Genomic DNA, 12,679 nt, shown 5'->3' with positions numbered 1-12,679 from the left:
CCACCCCCTCGAACCCGAGGTGTGGTGGGGCGAGCCGTACCACTACACCGCGATCGCCGAGTAGGAGAGGCATGCCCCGAGAGCTCTGGCCGCACGAGCACCACATCGCCGAACTCGGCGGGCTGCCCGTCGTTGAGTTCCCCGGGTACGACACCGTCGACCACGGGTACCGGGCCCTGGTCCGCTCCGGTCGGCCGGTGCCCGACCCCTATCCGCCGCACGCCCGGCTGGCGGCCGCGACGGCCGCGCCCGGAACCGTCGCGTGGCGGCTGCGGCTGGACAGTGACATCGACCTGGGCCTGCGGGAGGCGCAGCAGGAGCGTTTCCACCAGTACCAGCGGGTGGAGGACGCGGGGGCCTACATCGCCCGCTTCGGTGAGGAGGTGGCCCTGGAGCAGGTGGCCGCTCTGGTCGTCGCCGACCTGGCCGACGACGAACCCACCACGGACCCCGACCGGGTGTTCGCGTCCCTGCTCGCGCTGGCCCCGCGGCTGACCGGGCTGCGGCACCTGTTCTACGGAGACGTGCTCCAGCGCCAGAACGAGATCTCCTGGATCCACCACACCGACCTGGGGCCGCTGGTCGGGGCGCTGCCGTCGCTGGAGGAGCTGACGGTGCGCGGGGGCACCGGGGATCTGGGGCTGAACGTGGAACGGCACGAGCGGCTCCGCGTGCTGGCCGTGCAGAGCGGGGCCCTACGGACGGAGGTCGTCCGGCAGGTGTGCGCGGCCGACCTGCCCGCGCTGCGGCGGCTGGAGCTGTGGACCGGAGTGGAGGAGTACGGCGGGGAGACCGGGCCCGAAGACCTGGAGCCGCTGCTGTCGGGGCGGGCTTTCCCGGCGCTGCGTCACCTTGGGCTGCGCAACACCGAGCACCTGGACGGGTGGGTACCGGTGCTGGCCGGGACTCCCGTGCTGGCCCGACTGGAGACCCTGGACCTGTCCCTGGGCGACCTGTCCGACGCGGGCGGGCTGGCCCTCATCGAGCACGCCGACGCCTTCACCCACCTGGAGCGGCTCGACCTGCACCACCACTACCTGTCCGAGGAGGTCCGGGAGGGCGTCCGCGCCGCACTGCCCGGCGTGGAGATCGACCTGTCCCATCCACGGGAGCCTGAGGAGCGGGACGGTGGGCTCCACCGCTACACCGTGGTCGCCGAGTAGGGGCGGCGCTGACCTGGAGAGCGTACGGGGCCGCGGGGGCCGGAAGACCGCGGGTGCGTGCTCCGGCCCCTCGCGGGGACCGGTCAGCGCGGCGGCTTCGTGAACCGGATGATCTGCAGGTAGTTGCCGTCCGGGTCCTTGAACGTGGCGAACCTCCCGGACGGCCGGTCGGCGGCGCGCTCGACCCACTCCACGCCCGCGGCCTCCAGCTGCTCCTCGAACACCTCGAAGTCGTCGACGTGGAAGTTGAGGATCGACCGGCCCGGCTCGGGGTTGGCCTCCCCCACGTCGTCGCGCTGGTCGATGACCAGCATCAGCTCCCCGAGGACGATCGGCCCGTCTCCGGTGTGGTCCGGCGCGAGCACCTTGCGGTACCACTCGCGCATCTCCACCGCCCGGCTGCTCCCGAGCAGGATGCTTCCGGCAGGCATGGTCGGCATTCCCAGCACACTCCTTCTGTTCCGGTACGGCTTGCTTCCAGCGCGGCACCGACGGGGCTCCGGCATCGGCCGGGGAACCCGCAGGGACCCCTCCCGGGAGTCCGCCGGTCAGTCCCGGCGCTGTTTTTGAATCTCTTCCGCGAGGCGCTTGATGCGGTCCAGGCGCGAATCCCAGTTCCGGCCGACCTCGTTCAGCTGCCGGATCGCGCGCGACAGCTGCGCCTCGTCGACCTCGTAGCGCCGCTCGCGGCCCATCGGGGTCGCGTGCACGAGGCCGACGCGGTCGAGGACGCCCAGGTGCTTGGTGACCGCCTGGCGCGAGATCGGGAGGCGGTCGCTCAGGCCGGTCGGTGTGCCGACGCCTTCCGCGAGCAGCAGGTCGAGCAGGCGGCGCCGGACCGGGTCGCCGATCGCCGACCACAGCTCGTCGTCGATGTCGGACATCACCGCGCCACCACGGAGGGGGCGTACTCCCGGAGCCGCGGCAGGAACAGGTCCCAGCCCTGCTCGTGCTCGTGGAAGGCCTCCTCCAGCACCGCGGCCTCCCAGCCCCTCTCCCGCCAGCCGCTCTCGGTCAGGCGCAGGAGCGTGCCGTCACCGGAGGGCTCCAGCTCGAAGGTGACCAGGAGGGAGTTGCCCGCACCGGGCACCTGTCCCTCGGGGGCGACCCAGCGGAACGCGAACCTGCGGGGCGGGTCCACCTCGACCACGGCGATCGGGGCGACGTCGGCGCGGTCGCCCCACACCAGTTCGCCGACCGCGCCCGGCGCGGGCTCGAACGATGCGTCGTCGGACCACCAGACCTTGATGTGCTCGGGGCGGCTCACGACGTCGAACACGATCTCCGGTGACGCGTCGATGCGGATCTCGCGCTCCAGCTTTCCGAACTCCATGACGGACCTCCAATGCGCAACCTTATGTTGCACATCACTCTGCCACCACTGCCGAGAAAGCGCAACCTCTTGTTGCGCGATTTCGGTGGAGTGCCGCGTACCGCCGGAGCGCCCGGCACCGGCCGGGTCCCACGGGAGCGGTGCCGCCGATCGGGGCCGGGGCGGCCGCAGAGCGGGGGCTCCCGCCTCCCGGAGACCGGACGGGAAGGCACCGCGCACCGGACGGGCGGGCCCGGTGGCCTGGTCCGGTGGGCCGACGGGCCCTCCGGGCGCGCGGGACGGCGGGCTCCACCGCCGGACAGCGCCCCCGGAGCGGGGCGGCGTGTACCGGGAGCCCCCGGGAACCGCCGTCGGCGCGGGCATGCGAGTATCCCCGGGAGCACCGCGCGGACCGACGCGACCCGGAGGGCGGACATGGGCGGACCCACCAGAAGAGCCGGGCTGTTCGGGGGCGCGAACGGCGACCGCCGCTTCACCGGACCGACCACCGGCGGCGAACGGCTGATCCTCACCGACATCCTGGCCGCCCAGCGCTCCACGCTGGAGCTGAAGTGCTCCGGCCTGGGGCCGGAGCTGTCCCGGCGGTCCGTCGAACCGTCCACCCTCTCGCTGCTGGGCCTGGTCCGGCACCTCGCGGACGTGGAGCGCCGCTGGTTCCGGCGGGTCCTGGCCGGGGAGGACGCGCCCGCCCTGTTCTCCTCGGCGGCCGAACCCGACGGGGACTTCGACGTCGGCCCCGCCTCCGCCCACGACCCGGGGATCGTCGCGGCGGCCTGGGAGGCCTGGCGTTCCGAGGTGGCCTTCGCCGAGCGGTTCACCGCCAGGGCACCCGACCTGGACGTGGAGGGAGTCGACTCCTGGCGGGGAACGGTGTCGCTGCGCTGGGTGCTCGTCCACATGGTCGAGGAGTACGCCCGCCACAACGGCCACGCCGACCTGCTCCGGGAGCGCATCGACGGGGCGGTCGGCCTGTGAGGCCGGGCCTGCGGCCCCCGGCGGGCGTCCGGACCGACACCGGCCGCGGCCTGTCCTCGGCCGTCACGCGGCACTAGGGTGAAACCGTGACTTCTCCGACGGAGGACCCGGCGCCGCCGCTCGGCGAGGACGACCGCGACGCGGTCGTGCGGCGCGTGCGGGAGGCGTACGCCCAAGGGCACATCTCGCACGAGGAGATGGACGAGCGCCTCGACCGGGTGCTCGCCGCCCGGACGCACGGTGAGATGGCGCCGGTCCTGGCCTCGCTCCCGGCGGAGAAGGCGGGCAGGACGGCGGTGATCTCCGCGGCCGGAGGCCGGATCACCCGGCGCGGGGCGTGGCGGGTGCCGCGGGTGCTCAGGGTCGAGTCCGCCTTCGGGAGGGTGCACCTGGACCTGTCCCGGGCGGTGATCGAGCACCCCGTGGTCGACATCGAGCTGCAGCTCGGCACCGGCAACGCCCGGATCACGGTGCCCCGTGACGCGGTCGTCGAGTTCGACGACCTGAACACGGGGTGGAAGGACACGGACCACCGGCCCCCGCGGAGGCCGCGGCCCGGCGGTCCGACGGTGCGGATCTCCGGGGCGGTGGGGTTCGGGCGGCTGAAGATCCGCCACGCCTGGTACTGAGGTCCCGGCCCCCGCCGTCCGTGGGCGGCCCGTGCACCGCGAACACACGACCGACCCGTTCAGCACCCGCCGCACCGGCCTTCACGGAAGCGCCGTGGCCGGGGCCCGCCGACTCTCCCAAGGTCCGCTTCTCCCCGGTTCCGGTCAAGGCCGCGCGGGTGCACGGGTTCCGCCGGCCGGTCGCGCCGGGATGGTTCCTCCGGCTCGGCCCCACCGGGGCCGCCGCTCCGCACAGCTCTCCGGGCACCGTGCGCCGCGTCGCCCGAAGGGTCCCGGACCTCTTCGGCCGACCGGGCGCGGGCGGTGGGCATGAGGTCGGCGGACCCGGCGCACCGGGCGGGCCGTAGGGTGCGGTCATGGGCAGACGGCGGAGGCTGAACCTGGCGGTGGTCGTACAGACCGCCTCAGCAGCGGCGGTGGTACCGGCGGTCATCTCCTTCCTGCTCGTGTCGTGGCTCGGGCCGGGGGTGGGGGCCGCCCTGGTCGCGGCCGGAACCGTGGTGGTCGCGGTCGCAGGAGCGGCCGTGGGCTTCGTGTTCCTCCGCCTGCGGGAGGGGCCCCGGGACGCGGAGGTCGTCGCGGCCTACCTCCCCGTGCTGAGGGCCGAGTGGTCACAGGTGGCCGAGCAGGCGGCCCGGCTGCCCGCGGCCGATGCGCCCCCAGAGGAGTACGATGCCGCCCGCACCTCCCTGACGGAGCACCTGCGGGCCGCCGAGCGTTCGCTTTTCGACGAGGCGGAGCCGATCCGCACCGCCGCCGGCATCACCCGGGCGACCGGCCACATCGCCGAGGCCCGGCATCTCCTGGCGGTCCTGGACGCGCTCGGCCGGGGGGAACCGCGCCCGCACCGCGGCGCCCCCTGCTTCTTCGACCCGGCGCACGGGCCGCTCACCTCCAAGGTCCGCTTCAACCCGGAGGGCGGGGCCGACCGCACCGTCCCGGTGTGCGACGCGTGCCGTGCCCGGCTCGAAGCCGGAGAGGTCCCGCCGAGCAGGCAGGTCGCGGTCGGCGGAAGGCCCACCGACTACTGGCGGGCGGGCTGGGTGTCGGTGCCCTACGTCGACGGCTACTGGCAGGAGCGCCGCTTCCCCGACCACGGGCTGCACCGGCTCCGCCGCGGCATCGAGCTCACCTGGGACGCCTCCGAGACCGAACCCCCCGCGCACCTGGACCGCGAGCCGCCCTGGTACTCGCAGTAGCGCGCGGCCCCGCCCGGGAACGTCCCAGGCTCCTGCTACAGCTGGAACCCCCGAAACCCCGGGCGGCCGAGCCCGCCCGGCCCCGCCCCTCCACCGCCCCGCCTCCGAGGACCCCATGCCCATCCGTGACCACATCACCGAGTTCGGCGGCTTGCCCGTCGTCGACTTCCCCTCATGGGAGGTCATGCGCGCGTCCGAGTACCCCGTCCGGGACGACTGGGCGCCGCCGTCCGCCGCGCCCGCGCTGCCCGCCGCCGGGTCGGCGGCCTGGCGGCTGCGCACCGACTTCTCCCCCCTGGTGTGGCGCACCGGCGAGGACGGGGAGACCGGCCGGGTCCGCCTGCCGGCCCTGGAGACCGTCACCGGCTACCTGGAGCGCTTCTTCGCCGAGGTCGCCGTCGAGGAGGTCGGCGCCCTCATCCTCGGCAACCTCCCCGGCCGGGACCACGACACCCTGATGGACGGGGTCCTGCGCTTCCTCCGGGAGCACGCCGGCCGGCTGGCCGGGCTGCACTCCCTGTTCGTCGGCGAGATCGTCCAGGAGGAGCGGGACATCTCCTGGATCGAGGAGTACGACGTCGCCGGCCTGGTCGGCGCGCTGCCCCGGCTGCGGCACCTGACGGTGCGCGGCGGGACCGACGGCTGCGGTATCGGGTTCGGGCGGCACGAGCACCTGGAGGAGCTCGTCGTGCAGAGCGGGGGCCTGGACCCGGACTTCCTGGAGCAGGTCGTCGGCCTGGACCTGCCCGCCCTGCGGAACCTGGAGCTGTGGCTCGGCTCCCCCGAGTACGGCGGCGGCGCCACCCCCGGCGACCTGGCCCCCGTGCTGTCCGGAGAGGCCCTCCCCCGCCTGGAGCGCCTGGGCGTGCGCAACACCGAGGGCCTGGACGACTGGATCCCCGCACTGGCCGACGCCCCCGTCACCGCCCGGGTGCGCGAACTCGACCTCTCCCTGGGCACCCTCACCGAGACGGGCGCACAGAAGATCATCGACCGCGCCGCCTCCTTCGCCCACCTGGAGCGCCTGGACCTGCACGAGAACTTCATCTCCGAGGAGACGGGCGCCCGGCTCGCCGCGGCCCTGCCCGGCGTGGACGTCGACCTGTCCGCCCCCCGGGAACCGGAGTTCGAGGAGGACGACGAGGAGGAGGGCGAGTACTTCTACTACTGCGCCGTCTCCGAGTGACCCCGGGCCCGCCGGTGTCCGCACCGCCGGGTCCGGCCGCCCGCCGCGGAGTCCGCCTCCGGGGAGGTCCCGCGCGGGTCCGGGTACCCGCCCCGGCCGGAGGGGGCGGGGCCCTGCTCCCGCTTCACCGAAGCCGATGAGCGCCGGCGAACCCCCCGGGCCGTCCGTGCAGTCTCACCGGCATGGACCCCAGAACCCCCGCCCCCCGGAAACCCATGAGCTGCGTCGGCCGGATCTTCGTCTGGACGATGATCGCCCTCCTCCCGCTGTTCACCGTCGGCCTCGGCCTGTTCCTCGTCTCCGAGGCCCTCTCCGGCCGCGACACCCTGGCCACCGGGCCGACGGGCACGTTCACCCCCACGGACAGGACGTGCGGCAGGGGCGGCTGCTCCCTGCAGGGGACGTTCACCGGCGACGACGGCGCGGTCGCGCTCCAGGACGTGACCCTGCGGGACGCGGTGCGCGTCCGTTCCCACGACCCCCTGCCGGACCCCATCGGCGGTGTGCGCCTGGACACCGGGGCCGAGAAGCCGATCGCTTACACCGCCGACTACTCGTGGCGGTGGGCCGTGGTGAAGGGGGCCGGGTTCACCGCCGTGGGGCCGGCGATCTCGATCGGCTTGGCCGTGGGGACGATCCGCCACCAGGCCGGGGCGCGCCCTGCCCACCGCCGCGGCCGCTGATCCCGCCCGCCGTCGGCCCCGGTCCGGCGCCCGTGCCCAAGGGGGCACCGGCCGGTGGAACGTCGCCGGGGGCTGCTAAACCTGGAACCTCTCGAAACCCCAGGCGGCGGAGCCCGGCCGGCCCCGCCCCTGTCGCCCCGCCCCTGAGGACCCCATGCCCAACAGCCAGCCCATCGCCGAGTTCGGCGGCCTGCCCGTCGCGGAGTTCACCTCCTGGGAGGGCATCCGCGACGACTTCGACACCGCCATGCACTGGGCCCGCAACCGGGGCGAGCTCCACGACTCGCTGCCGCCCTCCTACGAGCCGCTGTTCCGCGCGCTGGCCGACCCCGGCTCCCACGCCTGGCGGCTGCGCACGGTCGCCCCCCGGTACCCCACGGCCTTCGAGACCCTGACCCAGTACCTGGACCGCTTCCTGCGGCTCGTCCCCGGCGAGAAGGTCCGCGCCCTGGTGGCCGGGAACCTCGTCGAGGACGAGGAGGACATGGACGCCGAGCGGGTCGTCCGGGAGCTGTGCCGGCGCGCCCCGCGGTGGCCCGAGGTCCGGTCGCTGTTCTTCGGCGAGATCCTCCAGGAGGAGAACGAGATCTCCTGGATCCGGCTGTGCGACCTCGCCCCCCTGGTCTCGGCCTTCCCGAAGCTGCGCCGCCTGGTGGTGCGCGGCGGCTCCGAGGGGCTGGGCCTGCGGCTGCCCGAGCACCGGTGGCTGCGCGAGCTGACCGTGGAGAGCGGGGGCCTGCGCCCCGAGGCCGTGCGGGACGTGTGCGCCTCGGACCTGCCCGGCCTGCGCAGCCTGGAGCTGTGGCTCGGAGACGAGGAGTACGGCGGCGGCGCGACGCCCGGGGACCTGGCGCCGCTGCTGTCCGGCGGGGCCTTCCCGAAGCTGGAGCACCTGGGCCTGCTCAACACCCGCGGCGTCGACTCCTGGGTCGCACCGCTGGCCGGGTCGGAGGTCATGACGCGGGTGCGGTCTCTCGGGCTGGGGCTGGGCGACCTCACCGACGAGGGAGGGCGGGCCCTCATCGAGCACGCCGACGCCTTCTCCCACCTGGAGCTGCTGGACCTGCACCACCACTTCCTCTCAGAGGAGGTGCAGGCGGGCCTCCGGGCCGCCCTGCCCGGGGTGGACCTGAACCTGTCCGCCCCGCAGGCCCCCGAGGAGTGGGACGGCGAGCTCCACTACTACACGGCGGTGTCCGAATGAGCGGCACGGGGCTCCGCGGGCGCCCCCTGGTGGTGGTCGGCGTCCCCGGCAACCGCAGGCTGGACCTGTTCCGGGCCGCCGCCGCGGCCTCCGGGTGGCCCGAGCCCGTCGTCCTGCCCTGGTACGACCTGGCGTCCGGCCCCGTGGAGGTCCCCGCCGGAGCCCTGGTGCGGGTGGACTCCCCCGGAGGCGACGTCGCCACCGAGCGCCTGCTGCGGGGATGGGACAGCGACCCCGACCTCTACCGGGCCGAGGGCACCGGCGACCACCACGCCGGTTTCCGCGCCGCCCTGGCCCGGCTGGCCGACGCCGTCGCCGCGGCCCCCGGGGCGCACCTGCTCCAGGACGTGGAGGACCTGGTCGTCATGTGCGACAAGCGCCGCTGCCACGCGCGCCTGGAGTCCGCCGGGGTACCGGTGCCGCCGGCGCCGGACGCCCCCGTCCGGGACTACCGGGAGCTGCGCGCCGCCATGGAGCGGCACCGCTGGCCCCGGGTGTTCGTCAAGCCCTCACACGGCTCCTCGGCTTCCGGGGTGATCGCCCTGGCCACCGCACCCGGGGGCCGGATCCGCGCCGTGACCTCCGCCCACCTGACCCGGGACGGGGAGGGCCGCCCCGCCCTGTTCAACAGCCTCAAGCCGTGCATCTACACCCGGGAGGAGGACGTCGCCGCCGTGGTGGACGCCCTGGCCCCCGACGGCCTGCACGTGGAGCGGTGGGTGCCCAAGGCCGGGTTCGCCGGCAAGACCATCGACCTGCGGGTGGTGGTGACCGCCGGGAAGGCGCACCACGTGGTGGTGCGCTCCTCCTCCACCCCCATGACCAACCTGCACCTGGGCAACGCCCGCGGCGACCTGGAGGCGCTGAAGGCCGATGTCGGCCCGGAGCGCTGGGCCGAGGCGATGGCCGTGGCGGAGGCCGCCGCCGGATGCTTCGACACCCTGCACGCCGGGGTGGACCTGATGGCCTCCCCCGGCTGGCGCTCGTTCGCGGTGTGCGAGGTGAACGCGTTCGGCGACCTCATCCCCGGGGTGCTGCACGAGGGCCGCGACACCTACGCCGAGCAGCTCCACGCCCTGGACACCGGCCGCCACCCCGTTCCCCCCGTCAGCCGCCCCGCCCCGTCGGCCGCGACCGGCAGGGCATCCTGAAGGACACCATGGACAGCACCCTTCCCGACATGAACGCCGTGGTGGGCACGCACGACATCCTGCTGCTCACCCTGGACACCCTGCGCCACGACGTCGCCGTCGAGCTGGCCGCGGCCGGGCGCACCCCCAACCTGGCCCGGCTGCTGCCGGGCGGGCGCTGGGAGGAGCGGCACGCCCCGGGCAGCTTCACCTACGCCTCGCACCTGGCGATGCTCGCCGGGTTCCTGCCGACCCCGGCCGCGCCAGGGCCGCACCCGCGGCTGTTCGCCGCCGCCTTCCCCGGCAGCGTGTCCACCGCGCCGCGGACCTGGACGTTCGACACCCCCGACCTGGCCTCCGGGCTGGCGGCCGCCGGGTACCGGACGGCGTGCGTGGGCGGCACCGGGTTCTTCAACCGCAGGTCGGCGGTGGGCTCGGTCATCCCGGACATGTTCCAGGAGAGCCACTGGGAGGAGTCGTTCGGCGTCGCCGACCCGCACTCCTTCGAGAACCAGGTGGCGCGGGCCGTGGAGGTCACCCGCTCCCGCCCCGCGGAGCAGCCGCTGTTCCTGCTTCTCAACGCCGCCGCCCTGCACCAGCCCAACTGGTTCCACCTGCCCGGCGCGAGCGCGGAGGCCGGGGACACCAGGGAGAGCCACGCCGCCGCCCTGGAGTACGTGGACCGGCACCTGCCTCCGCTGCTGGAGGCGATGGCCGCTCAGCGCCCCTGCTTCGCGATCGTGTGCTCCGACCACGGCACCGCCTACGGCGAGGACGGCCACGTCGGGCACCGGATCGGCCACGAGGTCGTGTGGACGGTGCCCTACGCCCACTTCTTCCTGCCGCGCGGGTACACCGCGCCCCCAGCCCCGACCGCCCGCACCGAGGAGGCCACCCCGTGACGGCCCTGCCCCTGGTCCCGGCCACCGAACCCGTGGCCGCCGACTCCCCGTACCGCTCCTACGTCTACGCCTACCCGCACAAGAGCGCCTACCGCCCGTTCGCCGAGCGGCCGCTGCTGGCCGACCTGTGGCGGGGCGAGGACGTGCGGGCCCTGTCGCTGTACCTGCACATCCCGTTCTGCGAGATGCGCTGCGGGTTCTGCAACCTGTTCACCCGCTCCACCCCGCCCGCCGAGCAGGTCGCCGCCTATCTCGACGCCTTCGAGCGCCAGGCCGCGACGGTGGCCGCCACCCTGCCGGAGGGGGCCGGGTTCGCCCGCGCCGCCCTGGGCGGGGGCACCCCCACCTACCTGGAGGCCGACGAGCTGACCCGGGTGTACGACGTGCTGGAGTCGGCGTTCGGGGTGGACCTGACCGCCGTCCCGATGTCGGTGGAGACCTCGCCCGCCACCGCCACCGCCGACCGCCTCGCGGTGCTCGAGGAGCGCGGGGTGACCCGCGTCAGCATGGGCGTGCAGAGCTTCATCGACTCCGAGGCCCACGCGGCCGGGCGGCCGCAGAAGCGCGCCGAGGTCGACCGGGCGCTGGAGCTGATCCGCGCGCACACCACCGCCGACCTCAACGTGGACCTCATCTACGGGATCGACCGGCAGGACGAGCGGACCTGGGCCTACTCCCTGGACACGGCGCTGGAGCACGCGCCGGAGGAGGTCTACCTCTACCCGCTGTACGTGCGCCCGCTCACCGGGCTGGGCCGCCGCGGCCGCTCCTGGGACGACCACCGGCTGGGCCTGTACCGGCAGGGCCGCGACCACCTGCGCGAACGCGGCTACGAGCAGGTGTCCATGCGCATGTTCCGGCGGGCCGACGCCCCCGAGGCGCAGGCCCCGGACCACAGCTGCCAGACCGACGGCATGGTGGGCCTGGGCTGCGGGGCGCGGTCCTACACCGCCGCCGCGCACTACTCCTTCGACTACGCGGTGGGGGTGGGGCAGGTCCGGTCGATCATCGCCGACTACACGGGGCGCGACGCCGCCGACTTCGCCCGCCCCGAGGTGGGCTTCCTCATGGACGACGACGAGCGGCGGCGCCGCCACCTGCTCCAGTCGCTGCTGCGCGCCGAGGGCATGGACACCGACGACTACTCGTCCCGGTTCGGCTCCTCGCCCCGGGAAGACTTCCCGGACCTGTTCGCCGCCCTGGAGCGGCGCGGCTGGCTCGCCGACGCCGGGCCCGGGCGCGTGCTGCTCACGGAGGAGGGCCTGGCGCACTCCGACGCAGTCGGGCCGATGTTCTTCTCCGACCGGGTGAACGCGCTCATGGCCGAGTACGAGGCCCGCTGATGGGGGCGACCGCGCGGCCGCTGCCGCCGCACCTGACCCTGCTGTACAGGGGCCCGCTGGCCAGCTGCGACTACGACTGCCCGTACTGCCCGTTCGCCAAGCGGCGGGACTCCCGGGAGACTCTGCGCGCCGACCGGGCCGCCCTGGAGCGGTTCGAGGACTGGGTGGAGGCCCGGGCCGCCGAGGACCCCGGGACCCGGGTGTCGGTGCTGTTCACCCCGTGGGGCGAGGGGCTGGTGCGGTCCTGGTACCGGCGGGCGCTGCTGCGGCTGGGCGCGCTGGAGCACGTGGAGCGGGTGGCGATCCAGACCAACCTGAGCGGCCGGGTGGAGTGGCTGGCCGACTGCGACCGCGCCTCGGTGGCCCTGTGGACCACCTACCACCCTGGCCAGGTGTCCCACGAGCGGTTCCTGGCCAAGGCGCTGCGCCTGGCGGAGCTGGGGGTGCGGTTCAGCGTGGGAGTGGTGGGCGAGCCCGAACACCTGGCGGCGGCACGGCGGATGCGCGCCGAGCTGCCGGAGGAGGTGTACCTGTGGGTGAACGCCGCCGAGGGCCGCACCTACACCGACGCCGAGGCCGCCGACTGGCAGGCGCTCGATCCGCACTTCCACTACAGCCGCCACCCGCACGCCAGCCGGGGGCTGCCCTGCCGGACGGGGGACAGCGTGCTGTCCGTGGACGGCGACGGGAACGTGCGGCGCTGCCACTTCGTGGACGCGCCGATGGGCAACCTGTACGACGGGTCGTTCCGGGAGCGGCTGGGCCGCCGCGGCTGCCCGGTCGCCGACTGCGACTGCCACATCGGGTACGTGCACCTGGAGTCGCTCGACCTGTACGACGTGTTCCGCGGCGGGGTGGTGGAGCGCATCCCGGCGGTGCGGCGCCCCCTGCCGCTCACCGTCCGGCCGTGAATCCGCTTTCGCGGTGTCACC

Annotated in this window: 14 protein-coding genes; 11 read left to right on the top strand and 3 right to left on the bottom strand. The window is 74.6% G+C overall.

The window, feature by feature from the left end:
• The first annotated feature begins 71 nt into the window (after positions 1-71).
• Positions 72-1,163 (top strand): STM4015 family protein, encoded by a 1,092-nt coding sequence (locus tag ACSUPR_RS19785; protein WP_436886188.1) that lies wholly within the window; start codon positions 72-74, stop codon positions 1,161-1,163.
• An 83-nt stretch (positions 1,164-1,246) separates the two neighbouring features.
• On the opposite strand, the gene ACSUPR_RS19780 is transcribed toward ACSUPR_RS19785, so the two are convergent.
• From ACSUPR_RS19780 to ACSUPR_RS19770, 3 genes are all read right to left on the bottom strand, one after another.
• Positions 1,247-1,603: a VOC family protein gene (locus tag ACSUPR_RS19780; RefSeq protein WP_436886187.1), complete on the bottom strand. Its 357-nt coding sequence runs from the start codon at positions 1,601-1,603 to the stop codon at positions 1,247-1,249.
• Between the two features lie 108 nt (positions 1,604-1,711).
• Positions 1,712-2,047: an ArsR/SmtB family transcription factor gene (locus ACSUPR_RS19775; protein ID WP_436886186.1), complete on the bottom strand. Its 336-nt coding sequence runs from the start codon at positions 2,045-2,047 to the stop codon at positions 1,712-1,714.
• Positions 2,047-2,496 carry an SRPBCC family protein gene (locus ACSUPR_RS19770; protein ID WP_436886185.1) on the bottom strand — a complete coding sequence of 150 codons (450 nt, stop codon included), beginning with the start codon at positions 2,494-2,496 and terminating at the stop codon, positions 2,047-2,049. Before ACSUPR_RS19770 ends, ACSUPR_RS19775 begins: the two co-directional genes overlap by 1 nt.
• A gap of 414 nt (positions 2,497-2,910) precedes the next feature.
• Between ACSUPR_RS19770 and ACSUPR_RS19765 the strand changes: the two genes are divergently transcribed.
• From ACSUPR_RS19765 to ACSUPR_RS19720, 10 genes are all read left to right on the top strand, one after another.
• The gene (locus ACSUPR_RS19765) at positions 2,911-3,471 is read left to right on the top strand and encodes a DinB family protein (protein WP_436886184.1); all 561 of its coding nucleotides are present in this window, start codon (positions 2,911-2,913) and stop codon (positions 3,469-3,471) included.
• 86 nt (positions 3,472-3,557) lie between these two features.
• Positions 3,558-4,100 (top strand): DUF1707 SHOCT-like domain-containing protein, encoded by a 543-nt coding sequence (locus ACSUPR_RS19760; protein ID WP_436886183.1) that lies wholly within the window; start codon positions 3,558-3,560, stop codon positions 4,098-4,100.
• A gap of 356 nt (positions 4,101-4,456) precedes the next feature.
• Positions 4,457-5,299 (top strand): hypothetical protein, encoded by an 843-nt coding sequence (locus ACSUPR_RS19755; protein WP_436886182.1) that lies wholly within the window; start codon positions 4,457-4,459, stop codon positions 5,297-5,299.
• Between the two features lie 115 nt (positions 5,300-5,414).
• A complete protein-coding gene (locus ACSUPR_RS19750; protein WP_436886181.1) occupies positions 5,415-6,485 on the top strand; it encodes an STM4015 family protein in 1,071 nt (356 codons plus the stop codon).
• A gap of 182 nt (positions 6,486-6,667) precedes the next feature.
• Positions 6,668-7,168, top strand: a complete 501-nt coding sequence (locus ACSUPR_RS19745; RefSeq protein WP_436886180.1) for a hypothetical protein — start codon at positions 6,668-6,670, stop codon at positions 7,166-7,168.
• 154 nt (positions 7,169-7,322) lie between these two features.
• The gene (locus ACSUPR_RS19740; protein ID WP_436886179.1) at positions 7,323-8,372 is read left to right on the top strand and encodes an STM4015 family protein; all 1,050 of its coding nucleotides are present in this window, start codon (positions 7,323-7,325) and stop codon (positions 8,370-8,372) included.
• Positions 8,369-9,523: an STM4014 family protein gene (locus tag ACSUPR_RS19735; RefSeq protein ID WP_436886178.1), complete on the top strand. Its 1,155-nt coding sequence runs from the start codon at positions 8,369-8,371 to the stop codon at positions 9,521-9,523. Before ACSUPR_RS19740 ends, ACSUPR_RS19735 begins: the two co-directional genes overlap by 4 nt.
• An 8-nt stretch (positions 9,524-9,531) precedes the next feature.
• Positions 9,532-10,404: an STM4013/SEN3800 family hydrolase gene (locus tag ACSUPR_RS19730; protein WP_436886177.1), complete on the top strand. Its 873-nt coding sequence runs from the start codon at positions 9,532-9,534 to the stop codon at positions 10,402-10,404.
• A complete protein-coding gene (locus ACSUPR_RS19725) occupies positions 10,401-11,747 on the top strand; it encodes an STM4012 family radical SAM protein (protein ID WP_436886176.1) in 1,347 nt (448 codons plus the stop codon). The genes ACSUPR_RS19730 and ACSUPR_RS19725 overlap by 4 nt, the downstream gene beginning before the upstream one ends.
• Positions 11,747-12,658: an STM4011 family radical SAM protein gene (locus ACSUPR_RS19720; RefSeq protein WP_436886175.1), complete on the top strand. Its 912-nt coding sequence runs from the start codon at positions 11,747-11,749 to the stop codon at positions 12,656-12,658. The genes ACSUPR_RS19725 and ACSUPR_RS19720 overlap by 1 nt, the downstream gene beginning before the upstream one ends.
• Positions 12,659-12,679 lie beyond the last annotated feature (21 nt).

The sequence above is a fragment of the Nocardiopsis dassonvillei genome (assembly GCF_964273065.1).
Lineage (GTDB): Bacteria > Actinomycetota > Actinomycetes > Streptosporangiales > Streptosporangiaceae > Nocardiopsis > Nocardiopsis dassonvillei_B.
The sequence above is the reverse complement of the archived record's forward strand: the minus strand, read 5'-3'. Positions and strand labels throughout refer to the sequence as shown.

Coding starts and splice junctions, on each gene's coding strand:
- ACSUPR_RS19735 (WP_436886178.1), top strand. CDS start 8,369: ATGAGCGGCACGGGGCTCCGCGGGCGCCCCCTGGTGGTGGTCGGCGTC.
- ACSUPR_RS19730 (WP_436886177.1), top strand. CDS start 9,532: ATGGACAGCACCCTTCCCGACATGAACGCCGTGGTGGGCACGCACGAC.
- ACSUPR_RS19720 (WP_436886175.1), top strand. CDS start 11,747: ATGGGGGCGACCGCGCGGCCGCTGCCGCCGCACCTGACCCTGCTGTAC.
- ACSUPR_RS19765 (WP_436886184.1), top strand. CDS start 2,911: ATGGGCGGACCCACCAGAAGAGCCGGGCTGTTCGGGGGCGCGAACGGC.
- ACSUPR_RS19780 (WP_436886187.1), bottom strand. CDS start 1,603: ATGCCGACCATGCCTGCCGGAAGCATCCTGCTCGGGAGCAGCCGGGCG.
- ACSUPR_RS19750 (WP_436886181.1), top strand. CDS start 5,415: ATGCCCATCCGTGACCACATCACCGAGTTCGGCGGCTTGCCCGTCGTC.
- ACSUPR_RS19775 (WP_436886186.1), bottom strand. CDS start 2,047: ATGTCCGACATCGACGACGAGCTGTGGTCGGCGATCGGCGACCCGGTC.
- ACSUPR_RS19770 (WP_436886185.1), bottom strand. CDS start 2,496: ATGGAGTTCGGAAAGCTGGAGCGCGAGATCCGCATCGACGCGTCACCG.
- ACSUPR_RS19755 (WP_436886182.1), top strand. CDS start 4,457: ATGGGCAGACGGCGGAGGCTGAACCTGGCGGTGGTCGTACAGACCGCC.
- ACSUPR_RS19785 (WP_436886188.1), top strand. CDS start 72: ATGCCCCGAGAGCTCTGGCCGCACGAGCACCACATCGCCGAACTCGGC.
- ACSUPR_RS19745 (WP_436886180.1), top strand. CDS start 6,668: ATGGACCCCAGAACCCCCGCCCCCCGGAAACCCATGAGCTGCGTCGGC.
- ACSUPR_RS19740 (WP_436886179.1), top strand. CDS start 7,323: ATGCCCAACAGCCAGCCCATCGCCGAGTTCGGCGGCCTGCCCGTCGCG.